The organism is Leucobacter faecis (assembly GCF_054456635.2).
Window position 1 is genome coordinate 24892 of sequence record NZ_JBTJEP020000001.1, and the last position, 19745, is coordinate 44636.

The 19745-nt window shown below is 64.4% G+C and carries 21 protein-coding genes; 8 read left to right on the top strand and 13 right to left on the bottom strand.

Features of this window, described 5'->3' with window-relative positions:
- The first annotated feature begins 120 nt into the window (after positions 1–120).
- Together ACXR2T_RS00105 and pip are read left to right on the top strand one after the other, a co-directional pair.
- Positions 121–774, top strand: a complete 654-nt coding sequence (locus ACXR2T_RS00105) for a DUF1345 domain-containing protein (RefSeq protein ID WP_458811599.1) — start codon at positions 121–123, stop codon at positions 772–774.
- Between the two features lie 55 nt (positions 775–829).
- Entirely contained in the window at positions 830–1804 is a 975-nt protein-coding gene (pip, locus tag ACXR2T_RS00110) for a prolyl aminopeptidase (protein WP_458811597.1), read from the top strand.
- A gap of 44 nt (positions 1805–1848) precedes the next feature.
- Here the strand turns inward: pip and ACXR2T_RS00115 are convergent, their stop codons facing one another.
- Entirely contained in the window at positions 1849–2301 is a 453-nt protein-coding gene (locus ACXR2T_RS00115; RefSeq protein ID WP_458838143.1) for an Lrp/AsnC family transcriptional regulator, read from the bottom strand.
- A gap of 84 nt (positions 2302–2385) precedes the next feature.
- Between ACXR2T_RS00115 and ACXR2T_RS00120 the strand changes: the two genes are divergently transcribed.
- Positions 2386–3006 carry a LysE family translocator gene (locus ACXR2T_RS00120; RefSeq protein WP_458811593.1) on the top strand — a complete coding sequence of 207 codons (621 nt, stop codon included), beginning with the start codon at positions 2386–2388 and terminating at the stop codon, positions 3004–3006.
- Here ACXR2T_RS00120 and ACXR2T_RS00125 read toward each other — a convergent pair.
- From ACXR2T_RS00125 to ACXR2T_RS00140, 4 genes are all read right to left on the bottom strand, one after another.
- Entirely contained in the window at positions 3003–3935 is a 933-nt protein-coding gene (locus ACXR2T_RS00125; protein ID WP_458811591.1) for a LysR substrate-binding domain-containing protein, read from the bottom strand. The genes ACXR2T_RS00120 and ACXR2T_RS00125 overlap by 4 nt on opposite strands.
- Entirely contained in the window at positions 3932–4312 is a 381-nt protein-coding gene (locus tag ACXR2T_RS00130; protein WP_458811589.1) for an MGMT family protein, read from the bottom strand. Before ACXR2T_RS00130 ends, ACXR2T_RS00125 begins: the two co-directional genes overlap by 4 nt.
- A 49-nt stretch (positions 4313–4361) precedes the next feature.
- Positions 4362–5483, bottom strand: a complete 1122-nt coding sequence (locus ACXR2T_RS00135; RefSeq protein ID WP_458838142.1) for a fatty acid desaturase family protein — start codon at positions 5481–5483, stop codon at positions 4362–4364.
- Between the two features lie 148 nt (positions 5484–5631).
- The gene (locus tag ACXR2T_RS00140) at positions 5632–6354 is read right to left on the bottom strand and encodes a VIT1/CCC1 transporter family protein (protein ID WP_458811585.1); all 723 of its coding nucleotides are present in this window, start codon (positions 6352–6354) and stop codon (positions 5632–5634) included.
- A gap of 243 nt (positions 6355–6597) precedes the next feature.
- Between ACXR2T_RS00140 and ACXR2T_RS00145 the strand changes: the two genes are divergently transcribed.
- On the top strand, positions 6598–7083 hold the full coding sequence (locus tag ACXR2T_RS00145) for an SRPBCC domain-containing protein (RefSeq protein ID WP_458838141.1): 486 nt from the start codon (positions 6598–6600) through the stop codon (positions 7081–7083).
- Between the two features lie 100 nt (positions 7084–7183).
- On the opposite strand, the gene ACXR2T_RS00150 is transcribed toward ACXR2T_RS00145, so the two are convergent.
- The 5 genes from ACXR2T_RS00150 to ACXR2T_RS00170 form a co-directional block, all read right to left on the bottom strand.
- Positions 7184–8077 (bottom strand): alpha/beta fold hydrolase, encoded by an 894-nt coding sequence (locus ACXR2T_RS00150; protein WP_458838140.1) that lies wholly within the window; start codon positions 8075–8077, stop codon positions 7184–7186.
- Positions 8078–8113: 36 nt separating this feature from the next.
- A complete protein-coding gene (locus ACXR2T_RS00155) occupies positions 8114–8887 on the bottom strand; it encodes a hypothetical protein (RefSeq protein WP_458838139.1) in 774 nt (257 codons plus the stop codon).
- Positions 8888–8981: 94 nt separating this feature from the next.
- Complete coding sequence (locus tag ACXR2T_RS00160; protein ID WP_458838138.1) at positions 8982–11831, bottom strand: hypothetical protein; 2850 nt, start codon at positions 11829–11831, stop codon at positions 8982–8984.
- A gap of 199 nt (positions 11832–12030) precedes the next feature.
- Positions 12031–12609 (bottom strand): hypothetical protein, encoded by a 579-nt coding sequence (locus ACXR2T_RS00165; RefSeq protein WP_458838137.1) that lies wholly within the window; start codon positions 12607–12609, stop codon positions 12031–12033.
- Positions 12610–12653: 44 nt separating this feature from the next.
- Positions 12654–13028 (bottom strand): GNAT family N-acetyltransferase, encoded by a 375-nt coding sequence (locus ACXR2T_RS00170; protein ID WP_458838163.1) that lies wholly within the window; start codon positions 13026–13028, stop codon positions 12654–12656.
- A 159-nt stretch (positions 13029–13187) separates the two neighbouring features.
- Between ACXR2T_RS00170 and ACXR2T_RS00175 the strand changes: the two genes are divergently transcribed.
- Positions 13188–13697, top strand: a complete 510-nt coding sequence (locus tag ACXR2T_RS00175) for a hypothetical protein (protein ID WP_458838136.1) — start codon at positions 13188–13190, stop codon at positions 13695–13697.
- A gap of 113 nt (positions 13698–13810) precedes the next feature.
- On the opposite strand, the gene ACXR2T_RS00180 is transcribed toward ACXR2T_RS00175, so the two are convergent.
- A complete protein-coding gene (locus ACXR2T_RS00180) occupies positions 13811–14860 on the bottom strand; it encodes an LLM class flavin-dependent oxidoreductase (RefSeq protein ID WP_458838135.1) in 1050 nt (349 codons plus the stop codon).
- Positions 14861–14965: 105 nt separating this feature from the next.
- Here ACXR2T_RS00180 and ACXR2T_RS00185 point away from each other — a divergent pair, with 105 nt between their 5' ends.
- Positions 14966–15331, top strand: a complete 366-nt coding sequence (locus ACXR2T_RS00185; protein ID WP_458838134.1) for a hypothetical protein — start codon at positions 14966–14968, stop codon at positions 15329–15331.
- Here the strand turns inward: ACXR2T_RS00185 and ACXR2T_RS00190 are convergent.
- A complete protein-coding gene (locus ACXR2T_RS00190; RefSeq protein WP_458838133.1) occupies positions 15328–16932 on the bottom strand; it encodes a SulP family inorganic anion transporter in 1605 nt (534 codons plus the stop codon). The two genes, ACXR2T_RS00185 and ACXR2T_RS00190, sit on opposite strands and share 4 nt — an antisense overlap.
- A 76-nt stretch (positions 16933–17008) precedes the next feature.
- Positions 17009–17383, bottom strand: coding sequence for an ArsR/SmtB family transcription factor (locus ACXR2T_RS00195; protein WP_458838132.1), 375 nt, complete (start codon positions 17381–17383; stop codon positions 17009–17011).
- A gap of 161 nt (positions 17384–17544) precedes the next feature.
- Between ACXR2T_RS00195 and ACXR2T_RS00200 the strand changes: the two genes are divergently transcribed.
- Positions 17545–18342, top strand: a complete 798-nt coding sequence (locus ACXR2T_RS00200; protein ID WP_458838131.1) for an ABC transporter ATP-binding protein — start codon at positions 17545–17547, stop codon at positions 18340–18342.
- Complete coding sequence (locus tag ACXR2T_RS00205; protein WP_458838130.1) at positions 18339–19745, top strand: ABC transporter permease; 1407 nt, start codon at positions 18339–18341, stop codon at positions 19743–19745. Before ACXR2T_RS00200 ends, ACXR2T_RS00205 begins: the two co-directional genes overlap by 4 nt.

A 19745-nucleotide genomic window follows, 5' to 3' on the forward strand; every position in this document is an offset into this window, starting at 1 on the left:
ACAAACGAGACTGCAAGTGGGCCTGCAAGTGTGTCTGCAAACGAGCCTGCAAGCGAGCCAGCAAGCGAGCCAGTACGGCCGCTAGATACCAGTCGCGCGCACAGCGACACAGTGCGCGCGATGGTCGCGCTGGCGGTCTCGTTTGTCGTGTTGCTCGCGCCGCTCGCCATCGCGGTAGTACGCGGCGCTGACCTGACCCCCACGCTGGGGTTTGCGGCACTGTGCGGCTCGCTGTCGACGTTTTCAGTGCTGTACACGGTGTGGACCTACCGGCTCTACCGGGCAACGCCACGGCCCGCGCTCATGGCACTTGCGTCGACGCAGCACCACCGGGGCCCGAGCGTAGCGGCGAAGCTGCTCGGCTTCGGCGGCGCAGGCGACTGGGCGCTCTCGGCCGCGGGAGCGTCGCTCGTCGTTGCCGTGGTGGCCACAATGCTCGGCAACAGCAGCAATATGCTGTGGCTAGCGGCGCTCGTCATCATCACGGTCGGCTCGTCGTGGGCGTCTATGGTGATCGCGTTTGCCCTGCGCTACCTGCGGTTGCACGCGGCGGGCGAGACCCTCGAGTTCGATATCACCGAAGAACCTGTGTTCACCGACTTTGTGTCAATGGCAGTGATGATCTCGTCGGTGGGGGCGATGACAGCCGCCACGCCGCGCACCTCGGCGGCGCTCGCCGCCGTGCGCACGCACACAATCGTGAGTTTCGCGTTCAACGCATTCGTGATTGCGATGGTCATTTCACTGATGACGGGCCTCGTCGGGGCGCTGTAGACGCTGTAGACGCTGTAGCCTCTGCAAGCACTGGCTAATGGCTACAGTGGAGAGTATGACCGAACTGCGCAGCCTGTACCCGCCCATCGAACCCAACGCCCACGGCCTGCTGGCTGTGGGGGACGGCCAAGAGGTGTACTGGGAGGAGTGCGGTAACCCGGCGGGCAAGCCCGTCGTGTTTGTGCACGGCGGGCCCGGCGGTGGCTGCGGGCCCGATCAGCGACGGTTCTTTGACCCCGCCAGGTACCGGATCGTGTTGTTTGATCAGCGCGGGTGTGGGCGCAGCTTGCCGCACGCAAGCGACCCCGCCGCCGATCTCGCCGCCAACACGACCTGGCACCTCGTGGCAGACATGGAGGCCCTGCGCGAGCATCTCGCAATTGACACCTGGCAGGTGTTTGGCGGCTCGTGGGGGTCGACGCTGTCGCTCGCCTACGCGCAGACTCATCCGTCGCGTGTGACCGAGCTCGTGCTGCGCGGCATCTTCACGCTGCGTAAGACAGAGATCGACTGGTTCTACCAAGACGGCGCCTCCCACCTCTTCCCCGACGTGTGGGAGGAGTATCTTGAGCAGATTCCCGAGGCTGAGCGCGCAGACCTGGTAGCGGCGTACCACAGGCGTCTCTTCGATGTGGACCCCGCCGTGCACGTGCCGGCGGCGGTCGCATGGACCGTGTGGGAGAAGTCGACGGTCAAGCTACACCCCGACTTGGCGGGCATCGCCGCGACAAGGCAGGACGCGCCGGCGGCGGTCGCGTTCGCGCGCATCGAGAACCACTACTTCACGCACGGTGGCTTCATGGAAGATGGGCAGTTGATTCGTGACGCGGCCGAGAAACTGGCGGGCATTCCAGGCGTGATCGTGCAGGGGCGGTATGACGTGTGCACGCCTGCGCGCACGGCCTGGGACCTGCACCGCGCGTGGCCCGAGGCGCACTTCGAGATGATCGCAGACGCGGGCCACTCGTCAGATGAGCCCGGCATCGTTGACGCGCTCGTACGCGCGACCGACCGATTCGCCGACAGGTAGGGTCCTGCGGAGCCTAGCCGGGCACAGCACGTAACTGTGCCCGGCTACACCGGCACCACGATGGGAGCCTTGAGCGTTTTCATCACGATGGTCGATGTGATTTTGCGTACTCCGGGCAGGCCGGTGAGCACCTCATCAAAGAACCGTTGGTAGCTCATCAGGTCGGGTGCCAGCACGCGCAACAGATAGTCGATGTCGCCAAAGAGCCGCTGGCCCTCCACCACCTGCGGCTGCTCGTCGACCTGCCGCTCGAACTCGCGAATCGTGTCAGAGTCGGTGAGGTTCATCTGCACAAACACGATCGCCTCAAACGAGAGCCCCACCCGCTCGGGGTCGATATCGGCGTGGTAACCGCGAATCACCCCCGAAGTTTCGAGATCCTTCATGCGTCGCAGGGTGGGCGCGACGGTGAGGCCCACGCGCTGTGAAAGCGTGGTCGCACTTTCTCTGCCCGATAACTGCAACTCGTGCAAGATTTCTCTATCGATCGCGTCCATAGCGATAATAATATGCGTACGGTACGGGGTTTCGTGGTGAAACACACAAGCACTTGTCGCGCCTAAATCTCTACGCTTCAGAGCATGGACATGGCACTGTTTGGCGCATTCGCTATCTCGAGCATCGGGTTCGCCTTTCTCCCCGGCGCAGACTGGGGGTACGCAATCGCGACGGGCGTGCGCGGGCGTGGCATCTGGCCCGCCGTGACGGGGCTGACGCTCGGATACCTGCTGCTCACCGTAGCGACCGCCTTTGGCATCGCGACGCTCGTTTCGACGACGCCCCGCGCGCTCGACGTGATCACGGTCGCGGGCGTTGCGTACCTCGGGTGGCTCGGCGTGCAAACCCTGCGCTCGGCGAACGAGGCGCGCTACGCCGAGGCCGCGGGCACCCCCGGATCGCTGCGGCGCATGTTTGTGAAGGGCGTTGCCACGAGCGGCACGAACCCGAAGGGCCTCCTCTTGTTCGTGGCGCTGCTGCCGCAGTTTGTGTCGCTGCGGGCGGCGTGGCCGGCGAGCGCGCAGATGCTCGTGCTCGGCGCGGTTTTCACACTCACCGTGTTCGTCGTCTACACGCTCGTCGCATTCACCTCGAAGCGTGTCATCGCGCGGCACCCTGAGCTCGCCAGGTTCGTGTCGTACGCGAGCGGCGCCATGATGATCGTGCTCGCGGCGCTGCTCGTGGTCGAGCGCTTCATCGCCTAGCGGCGCTTGCCACCGCCCTTCTTCGCCTTGCGCGCCGCCGCCCGCTTCTCGGCCTTCGCTCGCTCGGCCTTTTCGCGCACAGCTGCGAGCTGCGCGCCACGCGAGTTGGGCTTGAGCTTGGGCTGCTGCTTCTTGGGCGCTGGCTGCTTTTGCTTGGGTTTCGCTTCGGTGGGCGAGCCCGCCGCTGGCGATCCCTCGCGCGAGCTGCGAGCGGTGCGACCACGCAAGATACCCGCGAGCTGCTGCACGTCGGCGTCATCGCGGCTCACCTCCCACGTCGCCCACACGGTCGTCGCCGCGGGAGCTCCCTCGCCTGTCACAAGCAGCAGCGCGTGCTGTTTCTTGCTCGACAGGTGCCGCGCGAGCGGCATCGGCAGCAACATCGCCCCCGCTCCTGTGGCCACGAGATCCAGCGCGGCCCGGGCGTTCCGCGGTTTCCAATCCGGATCCGCCCACGGCTGTGCGGCGGGCCACTCAGGCGCGTGATCCGGGTGGTCAAGCAGCGGCACGAGAGCGAGGTCGGCCGCGGTGATCTCGGTCTCGCTGGCCAGTTCGTGATCGACATTCACGACGAGCGCGATGCCCTCGTCGTAGAGCCGCAGGGCGCGCCGGTCGCCCGAGTTGCCCGCGTCGCCCGCGATACCTGTGCCGTCAGGGGTGATGCCGGGCGCCGTGCGCTCGAGCAGCATGTCGTAGTCGGGGCTGGCTTTCGTGCGGGGGCTAAACGCGGCCGCGACCGGCACGAGCTCAAGCCGCGTGTGCGTCGCCACCAGGTAGCGCTTCGCCCACTTGGTGGGAGCGATGCCGCGCACGAACCCGAGCCGCAGCCCAGCTTCACCGCCGGGGTGATCCGGAGCGGTCCCCGAGGTTTCGAAATCGGCCGCGGGGACGGTCTCGGGCTCGGGGGAGTGGGTGACGTGTTCGCTCACAGGGCGACCTCCGCGTAGATTTCGTGCGTGTAGGGCAGGCGCGCGCTAGAAAGCGCAAGCCGGTATTCGGGGTCGGTGGGTGACGTCGTCGTCGGGTTCGGGGCAGCCTCGCCGTGGGGTCGCGGGTAGCGTAGCGGCGTGCCCTCGGCGAGGTAGTGCGGCAGTGCGAGACGCGCGTGGCCCTGCGGTGGTAGACCGCTGGCGGGCACAACCCGCCACCAGGGCACCGCGTGGCCGTAGAGCGCCATCACGCGGCCCACCGCGCGGGGCGCGTTCGAGCCGACCGCGAGGCCCACATCGCCGTACGTCATGACGCGGCCCGCCGGAATCCGGCGCACCACATCGAGTACGGCGTCGACGAACTCGGGGCTGGGCATGGAATAAGCCTACGCGCCCCGAGCGGGTAGGCAGCGCCAGATGCTGCGGTTAGCGTCCGTACTGTGCCGAAACCGGGCACGCAAACGGGTCGCGGGCGGCAAGACCCACCCGGTTGAGGTATGCGATGACGATTGCGTACGAGCGCAACACCGACGTTTCGGTGTAGGGCACGTCGAGTGTGCGGCAGTGCTCCATCACGATCTTGCGGGCCTTCGCGAGGTAGGGGCGCGACATGCTGGGAAAAAGGTGGTGCTCAACCTGATAGTTGAGACCGCCAAACATGGCCGTCGCCCACCAGCCGCCACGAATGTTGCGTGAGGTGCGCACCTGCTTTGAGAAAAAGTCGAGCTTCGCGTCGTGGGCGATGACGGGCATGCCCTTGTGGTTCGGGGCAAACGAGGCACCCATATAGACGCCAAACACGGCGATCTGCACGCCCGCAAACGCGAAGGCGAGCCCAAGCGGCAGAAACATGAAGATGGGGGTGTAAAACAGTGCGAAGCGGGCTGTGATGAGCGACAGCTCGATCCAGCGACCGCGCACGGGCCCGCGCTGCAGCAGGTGCTTAAACCCGTGCAGGTGCAGGTTGAGGCCCTCGAGAGTGAGCAGGGGGAAGAAGAACCAGCCCTGGCGCTTCGTGATCGCGCGCACCAGGCCGCGTGAATTCACCGCGTCCTCTTCGATAAACGAGATCGTGTCGACCTCGATGTCGGGGTCTTTGCCGACCTTGTTGGGGTTCTGGTGGTGGCGGCTGTGCTTCGAATCCCACCAGTCGTAGCTCATGCCGACAAACGCGATGAGCACGCGGGCGAGCCGATCATTAGCCGGGCCGGTCGCAAGCACGGTGCGGTGTGCCGCCTCGTGCGCGATGAACGCGACCTGGGTGAAGAGCAGGCCTACGCCCGCTGCAATGAGCAGCTGAAACCAGCTATCGCCCAGCAGAATGAAACCGGTCGCAGCGGCGGCAAACCCGAGAGCCAGTGCCACACCCACGACCGCGTAGAACCCCTGCGCGCGCTTGAGTAGCCCCGCCTCGCGCACCTCACGCGAAACATTCGTGTAGGCCTTGGCGATCGGCGGAAAATCTTCGGTGCGTGCCCGCGTGTACTGCAGCGGGCCGAGGCCGTTCTTGGGGGTTTGCGTGCGCGCGTGGGTAGACGTCAGCGACATAATCGGCACCTGGTTCCCTTCGGGCGGTGTGACAACGCCCGGTTGTGAAGCTAAAAGGCAATTGCCGATTGCTTTGGCCAATGTATCCGCTGGAGCATACGGTCACCGGTATGCGAGCCGTGTATCTGGTGAGAGCCGAGCTCTTGGGTTAGCTAAATTCAGACACGCCAAGCATTGCGCCTATCGTGTAGGTCGCGGCGACCGCGACACCGCCAAAGACGAGCTGGCGCACCGCTCCCTTGAGCCAGCTGCGCCGGGTTATGCCGGCTGCGAGGCCACCCGCCACGAGCAGACCAGCCCCACCAAATGCGAGGCCCCACCACAGGTCACCAAAGCCAAAGAGGAAGGGCAGCACCGGAATGATGGCGCCGATGCCAAACGAAATAAACGATGACACTGCGGCGACCCAGGGAGACGGCTTCTCTTCGGGGCTGAGCCCGAGCTCGTGAGCGAGGTGCACACGCACAGCCTGCTCGGTGTTGGCGTGCACCTGCACAGCGGCAGACGTGGCGGTGCCGGGCTCCATGCCCAAACGCTCAAACAACACGGCCAGCTCTGCCTGCTCACCCTCGGGGTTGCGGGCGTGAGCTTCGCGCTCGACCTCCACCTCGGTGTCGAGCTGCTCGTTCGCGGTGCGCACCGATGTGAACTCGCCGAGCGCCATTGAGATCGCGCCCGCAATGAGGCCCGATACGCCTGTGAGGGCAACAACACCGGTGGGGGCTCCGGCCGCTGCGATACCAGCGATCAGGCCGACGTTTGAGACGAGCCCATCCATGGCGCCAAAGACGCTCGCGCGCAGCCAGCCAGAAGAGACATCGGCGTGGCGGTGGTCGTAGTCATGGGGGTTCGCGATATCGATCTCGCTCATGCTCACTCCTCGGGGGCTCAAACTACACAAAAAAGCGCTGCGGTCGCACCAACACACAGCGCTACCGCGCTGCCACCAGCGCGCGTCGCAAGTACGAGATGCAACGTTAGCAATGATCCGGAGCGAGTGAGAACCCCAGATCAGGCCTCGATTGGCCGCGATCCTAAGTTCGCTATGGCGAACATTCTCGGGCAGGGATGGCGCCTGCCAGATACGCTGAGTGAGACCTAGAGGAGGCACCCCATGGAAGCAAGTGGACGCGTCGTTGTAAACGAGGGGCGTAGGTACCTGCAGATCGCGCGGTCGCTCGCGCTGCCGATCGACGAGGCGTGGCAGTTTCTCACCGAATCAGACCTCACTGAGCGCTGGTTTGGGCCGTGGGAGGGGGACGCGCAGCCGGGTAGCGGTGTACGCGTGCGCATGCGCTTCGAATCGCATGAGCCCGCTCTGCGCGTCGGAATTCGTGCGTGTGAGGCGCCAAACAGGCTCGTGCTGCACGTGCTTGACGAGGGCGTTGACTGGGAGATGGCGTTTGCGCTCGAGGCCGACGGCGACGACGACACGGTGTTGCTGTTCACCCAGCTGCTCACCGAGCGCGTCGAGCTTGGCGAGATCGGCCCGGGGTGGGAGTACTACCTCGACCTGCTCGTCGCGGCGACCGAAGACACCGAGGAGCCCAGCTTTGAGCACTACGTCGTAGGAATGAGCGCCGCGTACCGCGCGATGTAGGAGCTACCGGGGCGCTCGGTCGCCCTGCGGCTGGTTGAACGGTTGAACGGTTGCTCGCTTGCCCTGTTGTTTGCTTGCCGTGTTGCGCGTCTGCAGAGCGTCAGCTTGCCAGCTCAGGTGCGGTGCCGAGCACAGTGCCGAGCATGGCGTCGAGCACGGTGTCTAGCACCAGGCGCGAGTGGGTCGACAAGAGCGCGCCGCCCGCGTCTTGGAGCACGGTGCGGGTGGCGCCCGTGATCCGAGAGGCGAGCGTGGCCCCGTGATCCGGTGAGTGTGACAGGTCGAGCGCGCCAAATAGCATCGTGACCGGGCATGCGATGGTGTCGAGCTCTATGCCCCATGGGCGCATAGCGATGAGCGTGTCTCGCGCATAGCCAGCGCCATCGCATGCGAACCCCTCGGCGAGTGCATCGCGATAGCGGGTCGCGAAGGGCTCGCTGCGATAGAACGCGGCATCGGACGGATGTGAGCCTGCAAGGACCATGCTCTCCATGGCCTGCATGTCAAGCCCGGCTAAGATCGTTGCGGCTTGATCCGGATCGTGCCGCGCAAGGTCAGCGAGTGCGGTGGCCTCAGCGGGCAACTGGGCGTGGATCGCGGGGTGGGCGAGCTCGTCAGCGGGCGAAACCAAGGTGAGGGACTCGAGGACCTTGCTTGCGGCGAGCTGCAGCGCAAAGACCGAGCCCTGGGAGTTTGCGACGACGTGAAATGGGGCGTCTGAACCGGTGACCTCGCGCATGAAATTACGGTAATCGTCGGCGGTCGATGCCAGCGTGCGTGTAGTGTCGGGCGTCGAACCGCCGATGCCGGGCCGATCCATTGTGACGAGGAGTAGGCCCGTTTGGCTGAGATACTCGTCACCAAAAGTCATGCTTTTGCCGGTCGCCGCACCTGAGATAAACAGCACAGGGTGGCCATCGGTCGGGCCGATGGAGGAGCCTGTGAGCGTGCGGCCGTCGCGGGTATAAACGAGGTGCGTGCGTGCTTCAAACATACGGACTCAGCCTAATGCCGGTGGGCGGGAGCTGATTTACAGCGTGGGGTTGGCCGCGCGCAGCCCCTCGATCGCGGCGGGAGCGTAGTCGAGCTCACCGTTGTCGAACAGGGCGATCCATGCGTTGCCCATAAAGATGTAGTTCACCCTCGTGCTCATCGGGGCGCCGCGCTGCCCCTCGTAGTACTGGTCAAATGTGAAGTGCACCACGCTACCTGAAGACTTCTCGGTGATGGTGGGGTCGTCGCGCAGCGCAGAAATAAGGGAGGCCTGATCGGCGGCTGCTATCTCGATTACATACTGGACTACAGCGTTGTGGAAATAGACGGGGTACGAACAGCTCTCGAAGCGGACCGCTTTTTGCATCGTGGCCTTCGCGACCTCACCCGCTGTGAACTCAAAACTGTCGAGGCGTGCTTGTTGAATAGGCACTGTGAGGTTGAGGTTGGCGATTGCCGCGGTGGCCTCGTCGTATGCGGTCGAATTCATGGCGTCGCAGGCGGAGGGGAGCACGAGCCGGGCGCGTTTGGCTTCTTCAGCCTTTTTGGCTTCTTCTGCTTCGCGCTGAGCGTCTTCAGTTTTTTGTTTCCTCTCTTCGGCGGCCTGCTTTGCATCTTCTTGCTCTGACGTGGAGGACTGCTCAGAGGGCTTCTTAGCGCTGTTGCGGGGGCCTTCGCTCGACTCGGCACTCTTGTCACCAAAAAGATCTGTGACGTTGGAAACGATACTGCAACCCGGAAGTAGGAACAGGGCGGCTGCACAGGTGAGGGCCGCTGCCGCAAGGGTTCTGGGCTTGTAACGGTGCATCATGTTCCCCCTGGTGTGAGACGCGAAGGTCGGCTGAACTGCATTGTGTCCAATCCTAATCAGGCTCTTCGTGATGAATGTTCGTGATGAATGTTCGTTATGAAGGCGCGTGATGGATGTTCGTGATGAAGGTGCGTGATGAAGGTGCGTGATGGAGGTGATAACAGGGCATCTTCTGCTGGGCCGGTGTGTGCGGCGCTACCCCGGCGGGGCGCCTGGCTCGCTGTTCGCGATGCGGCGAGTGCTGGACATGGAGCGACTCTGAGCCGGCACCAGCCCTTGACTCATCTGGGAGAGCATGCTCGCCTGAGGGGCGGGCGTGGCCGCGGGGCGAGCCGCGGGTTCGATATTGGGGCTGGCCGGGGGGTGGCTCAGTTGGGGTTGGAGTTCTCGGTGGTGGCGCCCAAGCTGATGCGGTCACCGTTGGTGTTGGTGTTGGTGTTGGTGTTGGTGTTGGTGTTGGCGTCGGCGAAATATTGAAGTTCGTTGCGGTCAGTGGCTCCTGCTGTTCGATGAAGATCGGCAGCTGGGTTGGCAGCTGGGGTGGCTGCTGGTCTCGTTGAGCGGGTTGCTGTGTGCTTGGCGCCTGTGTCCTTGGCGCCTGTGTGCTTTGCGCCTGTGTCCTTGGCGCCTGTGTGTTTGGCACATGTGTGCTTGGCGCCTGTGAGTTTGGCGCCTGTGTGTTTGGAGCCTTTGCGTCCGGTGACCACGCAGGTGGTTCCTGCGCGCCCGGTGGGGTATCTGGGTTGGGCGGAGTGTCTGAGTCCGGTGGGGTGCCTGAATCCGGTGGGGTGCCTGCACCTGGTGGCGTTCCTGAATCCGGTGGTGCGCCTGCACCCGGTCGGGTGCCAGAATCCGGTGGGGTGCCTGCACCTGGTGGCGTTCCTGAATCCGGTGGAGTGCCCGGGCCTGGCGGTGTGCCCGGGTCTGGCGGTGTGTCTGGGTCTGGAGGTGTGTCTGGGCGTGGGTAGAGCCGTGGCGGGAGCGGGGTGAGGTCGGTAAAGTTCCACATCGTGGACCGGTCGGCGCGCACCGGTAGTTCATGCGCGGTGCCGTGTTTGTCGTGCAGCATGAAGGGGCCGTCGCCGTCGCGGGTGATGCGCCAGCCACCGTGGTGGAGCTGCCCGTGGTGGTACCGGCAGAGCAAGATTCCGGTAGCGATATCGGTGCGGCCGTGGCCCGCGACCCACTCGTCAATGTGGTGCGCCTCGCAATATGATGCGGGCCGGTCACAGTTCAGCCACCGGCAGCCCCCATCACGCAGCGACAAGGCGACGCGTTGGGCGCTCGTGTACAGGCGTTGGGTGCGGCCCATGTTGAGCGGGTTACCGGCGTCGTCCACGATCACGTTGATGAGTCCCGTGTTACACAGGTGCCGTGCGAGCGTGCCCGCCGGGAGCACGCTGCCGTCTGCTTCACTGATGCCCTGCCCGGGCTGTGCCGGGGCGGGCTGGGTGAGGAGCTGCTGGGCCTGTTGTTTGAGGTCTGTCAGCGATCGTGCCGCCGGTGTGGCGGCCGGTGGTGCTGTCGGTGATTCTGCTCGCTGCGCTGTGGGTGAAGGCTGCGCCTGTGGTGGCGCCGCCGGTGAGGCGGCCGGTGAGGCGGCCGGTGCGGCGGTCGGTGGTGTGGAGCGGCTGCCGCGGTGGAGCACGGTCACCACGCGTACGCTCGGTTTCTGGGCGGCGAGCGTGGTGGCGGGGTCGGCGGTGATGCCGCTCGAGACGGCGTCGATCATGAGGTCGTGGGTGAGTTGATCGTTGGTGCGCGGGTCATCGATAAGCTGCTGCGCGCGCGCTTTGTCGGCCGGGTCCACAAACCGGGGACCGCCCCGGCGGGGGCGTAGCGCAGTGTCGATAAGGCTGCGTATGAGCGCCCCGGATTCGTCATCGAAGGTGAAGGATCCGCGCCAGGCGCCGGCCGCGTCGCGCCACAGCCTGAACGAGCGGGCCTCGTAGCGTGCCCGTGACCGGGCCTCGGCGCCTGCCGGGTCGAGGATGTCGCGAATGTTGCGGGCGGCCTGGCGCAGCTCTTCGACCGTGCGCAGTGGCGCTTCACGGATGAGTTCTTCGGCGGCGAGCCGCCACACCTCGGCGAGCGCTAACGCTTCGTGTTGCAGCTCGGCGAACGTGCGCGCCCCCGTATCGCCACCGCCGGTGTCGGTGTCGGTGTCGGTGTCGGTGTCGGTGTCTGTGTCGGTACAGGTATCGGTATCGCCCATGTCGGTGACGGTATCGCCATTGTCGGCGCCCGTATCGGTGTCGGGGGTTTCGCGCTGCAGAGACGGCGCGGGTGGTTCGCCGAGTCCGGTGCGGATCGCGTCGTGCTGCGACTCGTACAAGGAGCCCTCAAGGAGCGCCGCCCGCAGGGGGGCATGCCACGGCTCGGGTGGCGCCAGGGCGGTACCGGCGTCACCGCTGCCGTCGGCACTCCCGGTGTCACCGGCAGCGCCCGCACTATCGGGGGCAGTGCCGTCAGTCACCCCCGCGCCAGTGTTTCCACTGCCGTCGGCGTCGTCGCCACTCCCAGCGTCATCGCCAGTCCCAGCACCATCACCGCCGCCCGGCACTTCGGCCGGTAGCGGCATGCCCTCGGGCCAGGCGGGTGCCTGCTCGAACAAAGACTCACCCACGCGCACCCCGCGCAGCGCCTCGGCACGGGTGGCACCGGTGAGCTGCTGAATCAGCGTCGCCGGGTTACGAAACCCCCGCGACTGTGCAAGCCCTGCATGCCCGGCCTCACGGCTCGAACGCTCGACCACGACACCGGTCGCGGCGAGCTGCAACAGTTCGAGCTCGTGCACGACCGCGGCTGCCGAGGTGAGTACCGCGAGCACCTCGTCGTCGGGCAACTGGCGCACAATTTCGGGGATCTCGCAGGCCGCGGGCACCTCACCAACCAGCTGGCGTACCGCTGCCAGCTGCTGCGTCAGTGAGGCGAAAAGTTCCATGTCTCTATGGTCGCTTGGACCACCGACATTGACACCGACATCGCCTCGCACCCGCCGGCAAAAGCACTCGGAAACCTGGCGAAAGCGACCCAAAACAACCCGAAATCGCGTCAGAACAGGCCCCAGCAGCACTATTTATAACAGAAATATAACGACTGCGTTTGGGTTAAAATACCTGATCCGGAGTTGGAGCCGGGTATTAGTCAACTAAATGAGGCGCGGGGCGGCGTGATGCGTACCAAGCGATCGCGCAGAATGCCGCGAGCATGGTGAAGTCGGCGATGAAGACAAAAGGGAAGTCGCGGGTAACCCTTGCGATGGGAAACGCGATAGCTGCGAACATGAGCAGGGCCGCCGCCCAGCGTGGCACGAGGCCGGTCTTCCAGTACATGGCCCCCAGGATGAAAAGCGCGAGCGGAAAGGCGGGCCCGGCGGTCATAAGTATGAGGGTTACAGGAAGCGGATACGTGTCGAAAGTCGCAGCCCCGCGCCATTCGCCGAAACCGAGCAGACTCTCGAAGACTCCCTGTATGCCGAACGCGACGGTACCAAACGCTCCAATGAGGGTGAGCAGCATCCAGAGCCCCGACCACACTGGAAGCTTCGCACGCAGCGCGTCGTACTCACTAATGAGCCCGAACAGCCAAGGCACGGTGGAGATCGCGACGAGAAACCCGCCGACGACGCCATAGTGTTTGCCCACCCAGAAGAATGGCGAAAGAGCAAAGAGTAGCGGCCCGATCATAAGGGCGAGGCTTGCCAGGCGGCGCATCAGCATGCGCACAGGCTAACTCACGATCGCACTTACGGCCCTGATGGGCGCTAAGTGTGGCTTTCATTGAGCACCTTGCGCATTCGATAGTTCACGAGCTTTACTCCATGCTTGACGGGCTCCTGTCGGCGCTCGACGCAGAATCCGTGTTTCTCGAAGAAAGGCCGGGCGGTGATGCTGACATCAGCCGTCAGACTTGCCGCATGGAGCTCCCTCGCTTGTCTTTCCGCCTCGGTAAGAAGTGTGTGCGCGACTCCTTGCCGCTGGTGTTGGGGGTCCACGAACATCATGTCGATGTGCCCATGCTCATCAACATCAGAGAAGCCAACGACTTCATCGTGCAAAGTGGCGACAAAACTGTTTCGGTTGTGCATGGCGAGGTGCCATTCTGTGGCGTCTCGCAGGCCAGGTTGGGCCCAAGCCATAATCTGTTCTGGAGAGTAATCAGCTGCCGCGGTCCTTGTAATCGCCGTCGTGAAAATTCTCAGCGTGGGCGTAGCGTCGTCGGCTTGGTAAGGGCGAATCCTGGGGTGTTGCGGAGTCGTGCTCACAGTCTTGTCAGACTACCTGGATTCGAACGGGAAATGACGTCAGATCGCATATTAGGCTCACTCGTCGATATTGCATCGATAACCGATTTCGATAGTAAGGATGACGAGTTCGGCATCGCGTATCTCGCAGAGCACGCGATAGTCACCGATGCGGTAGCGCCACTTGCCCGACAAGCTCGCTTTAAGCCCTTTACCGGTCGCGCGGGGATCATCGCACCCATCGAGGTTCTTATTGAGCCAAGCCACAATGACACGACGGACCCCGGCGTCGAGTTTGCTGAGCTGTCTATCGGCTCGCTGAGAATAGAGCAGTTGCTACATTCAAAGGTATTTCGCTGCGATCTCGTCAGGAGTCAGTGTTCTCGGGTCGTTGTCGAATTCGCGTTTCGCGTCTTCCCATGCAACGAGGTCGAGTTCATCCTCAATGCGAGCGAGCGCTGTGTTGCGTACAAACTCAGAAATGCTCACACCGAACGTCGTTGCGTAATCTGCAAGCAGTTACTTCTCGGACTCTGTGAGGCGCAGAGTGATAGTCGTTGTTGACATCGAATCCTCCTGTGTTACACGGTGACACGTAGCTGTGGCATGTGACTGAGTTTCTGGCGCATCGATTGTCATGATGAGTCTTTTGCAATCCACACCACTCCGCTAGCGCGCTAGATCGCGTACCCCTGCACAGGCCCCTCGGTGTTCGGCTTCCAGCCCAATGCAGGCGCGACGTGCTTCGCGAACGACTCGAGAATGTGCAGGTTGTACTCGGGTCCTAGCTGGTTGGGAATCGTCAGCATGAGGGTGTCTGCCGCCATCACCGCTTCATCGGCGAGGAGCTGCTCGACCAGCTGATCCGGCTCTGCCGCGTAGGTCTTGCCAAACGTCGAGCGGAACCCGTCGATCACACCGATCTGATCGCCGGCATCGCGTGAACGCAGCCCAAAGTAGGCCTCATCATTCGCGTTCATGATGGGAAACACGCTGCGGCTCACCGAGACGCGCGGTGGGCGAGTGTGACCCGCGTCAAAGTAGGCCTTGCGGTAGGCGTCGATCTGCTTGCGCTGCAATATGTGAAACGGCTCGCCCGTCGCCTCCGTGAGAAGCGTTGAGCTCATCATGTTGAGCCCCATCTCGCCCGTTTGGATGGCGGTGGGGGTTGATCCGGCGCCCCACCAAATGCGGTCGCGCAGACCGGGGGAGTGGGGTTCGATCGCGAGCTTTCCTGCCGGGCCCATTTGAGGATCTGCCGAGGCGATGCCCTCGCCGTCGATCGCGCGCAGAAATAGCTCGAACTTGTCGCGGGCGATGTCGGCGCCGCGAGGGTCCTCAGAGCCCGTGTAGCCGAACGCTTCGTAGCCGCGAAGAGCGGGTTCGGGTGACCCCCGGCTCACACCGAGGGCGATGCGGTTCATTGCGATCTCGTCGAGCGCCGCGGCCTCCTCAGCGAAGTACAGCGGGTTCTCGTACCGCATGTCGATGACGCCAGTGCCCACTTCGATGCGCTTCGTGCGGGCGGCCATCGCCGTGAGTAGCGGCATCGGCGATGCAGCCTGGCGCGCGAAGTGGTGCACGCGCACGTATGCCCCGTTTACGCCGATCTCGTCGGCGCCCTCGGCGAGCTCGATGGTCTGGCGCAGCATGTCGCCCGCGGTGCGAACGCGCGACCCGGGTACGGGGCCGTAGTGGCCGAAGGACAGGAAACCGAACGCTCTCATGCCGGGTGCAACCTAGATGCATGCGCATCTATTCCCGGTTGTTTCGAAACCCGCAGGAGGGCCGGATCGTGCCCCAGCAGAGTGGGCGATACGATGACTTTCAATATGGGAACCTCACGAATCGCAAATGTGGTGCTGATCGACGTCGCCACCCTCGATAGTCTGAGTGACGCCGAGGTTTTTAGGCGGCTGAACTGGATTGGCGGGCGCATCTCGTTGGCCTCGACAGCGGTGCTCTTCAAAGCCAACCGCGTGAACAACATTGTCAACAACCTGTTCGGAGTGGCTGACGTACACCGGGACTTCGGCCTCGCGCTTGATGCAATCAATGAGGTGCGGGTGCGTAAATGGGGCGCAGTTACAGCGGCGTTTCTGGTGTCAGCCGACGGTAAAACTGCGATGGGCGTGCGGTGCTGGAAGATGGCCGACTTGCTCAGCGAGATCTCGGCGCTGCGCGAGGAGTCTGCTTAGGCTTGCCCGGCAACGCTAGCTCGGCCCCGCGCAACGTGCGAACGCGCGTGACTGAGCGCCGGATCCAGCTGGGAGAACAGGTGGTTGGGATGCCGCAGCGAACTCATGACCCCGAGCTGCTCAAATAGGGCACGGTGTTCGTCTCTCACGCCCTTAATGAGCACGGTGACCCCGCGTCGTTCGAGCGTGCCGACGAGGTCAGCGAGCGCGTGCGCGCCAGTAGCGTCGACGAGTTGCACCTGCGAGAGCCGCAGCACGACCACTTCGACACCGTATTCTTGCGCGACCGTGACCGCGTCGGCTAGACGATCTGCCGCACCAAAAAACAGGGACCCCGAGATGCGAAAAAGTGCGATGCGGTCGTCGCCGAGCTGGGGAGTGCCCGGCAGTCGTTCGCGATGTGCACCGCTCATGCGGCTGAGCGCGCGCAGCGCGAAGAAAGCCGCCGCCGCCAGGCCGATGCCCACCGCGATGATGAGGTCGAATGCGACCGTCACGCAGAGGGTGAGCGTGTAGATGACGAGGTTTGAGCCGCCGGCCCGCGCTACCCGGCGAAGCGTTGATAGCGACACCATTCTGGCAGCCGTCATCATGAGCACGCCGGCGAGGGCCGCTAGGGGTATGCGGGCGACAACGCTAGCGGCCGCAACCACAACGACAATGAGTTCGAGTGAGTGGGTGATCGCGGCTACCCGCGTGCGGCCACCGCTGCGCACATTCACGGCTGTGCGGGCGATCGCCCCGGTGGCAGGCATACCGCCAAACAATCCTGCCGCGAGCGACGCGAGACCCTGGCCAACCAATTCACGGTCGGACTGCACAGAGCCGGTATCGGCTAACGATGCCGCCACGCGCGCAGACAAGAGCGACTCAATCGCCGCCAATGCTGCAACGGCTAACGCGGGCCCGGTGAGGCTCATTATGAGCGAGAGGTCAAACTGTGGGAGGGCCGGCGCCGGCAGTGAATGCGGTAGTTCACCGATCGAGGGTAACGGCAGCACCGCGAACAAGGCGACGAGTGAGACGATGATGATCGCGATGAAAGACCCGGGCACGCCGGGGGCGAATCTTGCGAGCAGCAGCATGATAGCGGCCACGGCTGCCACTGCCGCGACGGGTAGCGCAGCTGCCGGCCACGAAGCAGCCCCGATTGCCTGCACCGCGGCAACAAGCGCATTCGTCGACAGGTTCGGGTCACTCACCCCAACCGCAGCGGGCACCTGCTGCATGAAGATAATGATGCCGATACCGGCGGTAAACCCCTCGATCACCGGCCAGGGAATATAGCTCACCGTGCGGCCAAGGCGCAGCAAGCCCGCAAGGAGCACAAAAACGCCCGCCATAACACTCACGAGGGCAACGACCTGCGCGCCGTGGGCCGCCACGATCGGTGCGAGTATGACGACCATGGCCCCGGTCGGCCCAGACACCTGCACGTGTGAACCACCAAACACCGCCGCGACGATGCCCGCGACGATTGCGGTGATGAGCCCCGCTCCTGCCCCAACCCCAGAGCTGACACCGAACGCGAGCGCCAGCGGCAGCGCAACGATGCCGACGGTGAGCCCCGCGGCTAGATCGCCCCTCCAGCTGCGACGCACGCCGCTGTAGTCTGCGCGCTGGGGAGTAGCGAGCTAAGCCACGAACTGCCGCGTGCACCGGATCCGGCACTCGCGGTCATGCTGCCCCCTCCTCGGAACGCGCAATGCTGGGCAGGGTGGCTGCTGCCGTGCGTGCCTCGTCGCTGCTGAGCAGCTCATGCAGTAGGCCGCGAGCGACGCGCAAGAGATCGGAGATCTCCGGGTACGCGAGCTGGTAGTAGACGATGCTCGCGCGGCGCTCAGAAACCACGAGGCCGTATCTGCGCAGCACTCCGAGGTGCTGCGACAGGTGCGAAGGTTCGAGCGCCGTCTCTCCGAGCATGGTCTGCACCGATACCTCGGGTGCGTTGCTCAAGAGTTCAAGGATGCGAATGCGGTACGGGTGGGCGAGGCCTTTAAAGAGGTTCGCCTTGATCTCATACAGGGGGCGTTGCGCATCGCCGAGTGGCATTAATACCTCCACGAGTTTGTGGGTTTATAAACTCATCATATTAGTGCGAATTGCGGGGCTGTTTGGTGACCCCTGGTCTCACGTGGCGTCGGTACCTGAGTGCTATTACTGCGGTACCCCCGGCCGATGTGTGTATGCCACGCGATTTCTAGCCTGGAGGCATGCATATCAAGTCCAGCGATATCGGCGTCGTCGCACGCGTCACTCACCTCAGTAAGCACTTCGGCCCGGGCGGCCCTGGTAGCAAAGGCGGCCAGCGGGTCACGGCCCTCGACAATATTTCGATCGGCATCGGCCGTGGCCAGTTCACCGCGATCATGGGGCCCTCGGGGTCTGGCAAGTCGACGCTGATGCACGTGATGGCGGGGCTCGACACCGCGAGCGAGGGGCAGGTGTGGCTCGGCGATGACGAGATCACACGCCTCGGCGATGCCGCGCTCACGAAGCTGCGCCGTCGCCGAATCGGGTTCGTGTTTCAGGCCTTCAACCTGGTGCCCACGCTCGACGTGATGGGCAATCTGCGGCTGCCGTTCGAACTTGACGGACGCAAGCCCGATGTCACCGAGCGCGCCCGTGTCGAGGCGCTTATTGATGCCCTCGGCCTGCGTGAGCGCCTTGGCCACCGGCCCCACCAGCTTTCGGGCGGCCAACAGCAGCGCGTCGCGATCGCACGGGCGCTGGCGACGAAGCCAGACGTGATCTTTGCCGACGAACCCACCGGGGCGCTTGACTCGCGCACCGGCCGCGACGTGCTGCAGTTGCTGCGCGCCGCCGTTACCGAGACCGGGCAAAGCATCGCGATGGTGACGCACGACCCGGTTGCGGCGAGCTATGCCGACCGCATCCTGTTCTTGGCTGACGGGCAGATCGTGTCAGACCGCGGGGCCATGTCGGCCGCCGACATCTCGGTCACCATGCTGGGGCTCGAAGATCGCAGCGCCACGGCGGTGCGATCATGAGCACCGGATCCCAGATCAAGGATCACGCCGCCACCATCATCGTGACCGCGCTGAGCTCGCTCTTCGCCGTCACCCTGATCCACATAAGCGGCATTATGACCGCCGCGATCGATCCGGCGCTCGCCGAAGAGTCGAGCACGTTCAAGGCCCTGCTGCTCAGCGTCTCATTCGTTTTTATTGTCATCGCGCTGTATGTAGGTGCGATCGTCACCGCCAACACGTTTGCCACGATCATCGCGGGCCGCACCCGCACGATCGCGTTGCTGCGACTCGTGGGTGCGACCTCGAAGCGAGTCCGCGCTCGAGTCGCGGCAGAGGGTCTCGCGATGGGGGCCATCGGATCCGTCATCGGCATGATTCTCGCGACCGGGCTCGTCATCGCGATCGTGCAGTGGGGCACAGGCGCCTGGGGTGGCACCGGCTTCCTGCCTGCAGGCCGCGACTACCCGCTGTTCGACCCGCTCACGATCGGGGCCGTCGTGACAGTCTCACTCACGACCTGGGTGGCCGCCTGGGCCGGATCGCGCCGCGTCGGCACCGTTTCACCTATTGCGGCCACCGGCGCTGCGGTCGAACTCACCACCGAACAAGCGAAGAACCGCACTGGCCGCACCGTGATCGCGATTTTGTTCTTGGTGGGAGGCGCGGTGCTGCTTGCGCTGGGGCTGCTGCTCAGCCTGGGCTCGCCCTTCGCGCTGCTCGTCTCGTTCTTTGGGGGTCTCTTCTCATTCACCGGCATCGCGATTGGCGCCCACTTTGTGATGCCGCCGCTCCTGAACCTCACCGGTCGCACGCTCGGGCGCGGCCCGGTCGGCACGATAGCCGCCGGCAACGCCGTGCGCTTTCCAGAGCGCAGCGCCCGCTCCACCATCGGCCTCGTCATCGGCGTCACCCTCGTCACAATGTTCGCTGTCGCACTCGAAAGCTACAAAGACATGGCGTTTCAGGCCTTCGGTGGCGCGCAGCAAGACATCGAAACACTCAACCAAACCCTGGCCATCACAACCGCGGTGCTTGTAGGGCTCGTCGGGTTCTCGGCGATCATCGCCGCAGTGGGCCTCGTCAACACGCTCTCGCTCAGCGTGCTGCAGCGCACACGCGAACTCGGCCTGCTGCGAGCCCTCGGCTTCACGCGCGGCCAGGTGCGCCGCATGGTGATCGCCGAGAGCGTGCAGATGGTCACCGCGGCGCTCGGTCTGGGGCTCGTGCTGGGCGTGTTCTACGGCTGGATCGCGGCGCAATCGATCTTCGGCGCGAGCCTAGGTCTTGCCGCGCCGTCGATCCCGCTGCCGATCATCGGGGGCGTCGCAGGATTCGGCGTGCTGCTCGCCATCGGGGCCGCGGTAGCACCGGCGCAGCGCGCGATCCGGATCTCGCCCGTCGCCGCGCTTGCCCAGGGGTGA

Bases quoted from the DNA above. Each gene is read 5' to 3' on its own strand.
- ACXR2T_RS00105 (WP_458811599.1), top strand. From the start codon at position 121: ATGGTCGCGCTGGCGGTCTCGTTTGTCGTGTTGCTCGCGCCGCTCGCC.
- pip (WP_458811597.1), top strand. From the start codon at position 830: ATGACCGAACTGCGCAGCCTGTACCCGCCCATCGAACCCAACGCCCAC.
- ACXR2T_RS00115 (WP_458838143.1), bottom strand. From the start codon at position 2,301: ATGGACGCGATCGATAGAGAAATCTTGCACGAGTTGCAGTTATCGGGC.
- ACXR2T_RS00120 (WP_458811593.1), top strand. From the start codon at position 2,386: ATGGACATGGCACTGTTTGGCGCATTCGCTATCTCGAGCATCGGGTTC.
- ACXR2T_RS00130 (WP_458811589.1), bottom strand. From the start codon at position 4,312: ATGCCCAGCCCCGAGTTCGTCGACGCCGTACTCGATGTGGTGCGCCGG.
- ACXR2T_RS00135 (WP_458838142.1), bottom strand. From the start codon at position 5,483: ATGTCGCTGACGTCTACCCACGCGCGCACGCAAACCCCCAAGAACGGC.
- ACXR2T_RS00140 (WP_458811585.1), bottom strand. From the start codon at position 6,354: ATGAGCGAGATCGATATCGCGAACCCCCATGACTACGACCACCGCCAC.
- ACXR2T_RS00145 (WP_458838141.1), top strand. From the start codon at position 6,598: ATGGAAGCAAGTGGACGCGTCGTTGTAAACGAGGGGCGTAGGTACCTG.
- ACXR2T_RS00150 (WP_458838140.1), bottom strand. From the start codon at position 8,077: ATGTTTGAAGCACGCACGCACCTCGTTTATACCCGCGACGGCCGCACG.
- ACXR2T_RS00155 (WP_458838139.1), bottom strand. From the start codon at position 8,887: ATGATGCACCGTTACAAGCCCAGAACCCTTGCGGCAGCGGCCCTCACC.
- ACXR2T_RS00160 (WP_458838138.1), bottom strand. From the start codon at position 11,831: ATGGAACTTTTCGCCTCACTGACGCAGCAGCTGGCAGCGGTACGCCAG.
- ACXR2T_RS00165 (WP_458838137.1), bottom strand. From the start codon at position 12,609: ATGCTGATGCGCCGCCTGGCAAGCCTCGCCCTTATGATCGGGCCGCTA.
- ACXR2T_RS00170 (WP_458838163.1), bottom strand. From the start codon at position 13,028: ATGGCTTGGGCCCAACCTGGCCTGCGAGACGCCACAGAATGGCACCTC.
- ACXR2T_RS00175 (WP_458838136.1), top strand. From the start codon at position 13,188: ATGACGTCAGATCGCATATTAGGCTCACTCGTCGATATTGCATCGATA.
- ACXR2T_RS00180 (WP_458838135.1), bottom strand. From the start codon at position 14,860: ATGAGAGCGTTCGGTTTCCTGTCCTTCGGCCACTACGGCCCCGTACCC.
- ACXR2T_RS00185 (WP_458838134.1), top strand. From the start codon at position 14,966: ATGGGAACCTCACGAATCGCAAATGTGGTGCTGATCGACGTCGCCACC.
- ACXR2T_RS00195 (WP_458838132.1), bottom strand. From the start codon at position 17,383: ATGCCACTCGGCGATGCGCAACGCCCCCTGTATGAGATCAAGGCGAAC.
- ACXR2T_RS00200 (WP_458838131.1), top strand. From the start codon at position 17,545: ATGCATATCAAGTCCAGCGATATCGGCGTCGTCGCACGCGTCACTCAC.
- ACXR2T_RS00205 (WP_458838130.1), top strand. From the start codon at position 18,339: ATGAGCACCGGATCCCAGATCAAGGATCACGCCGCCACCATCATCGTG.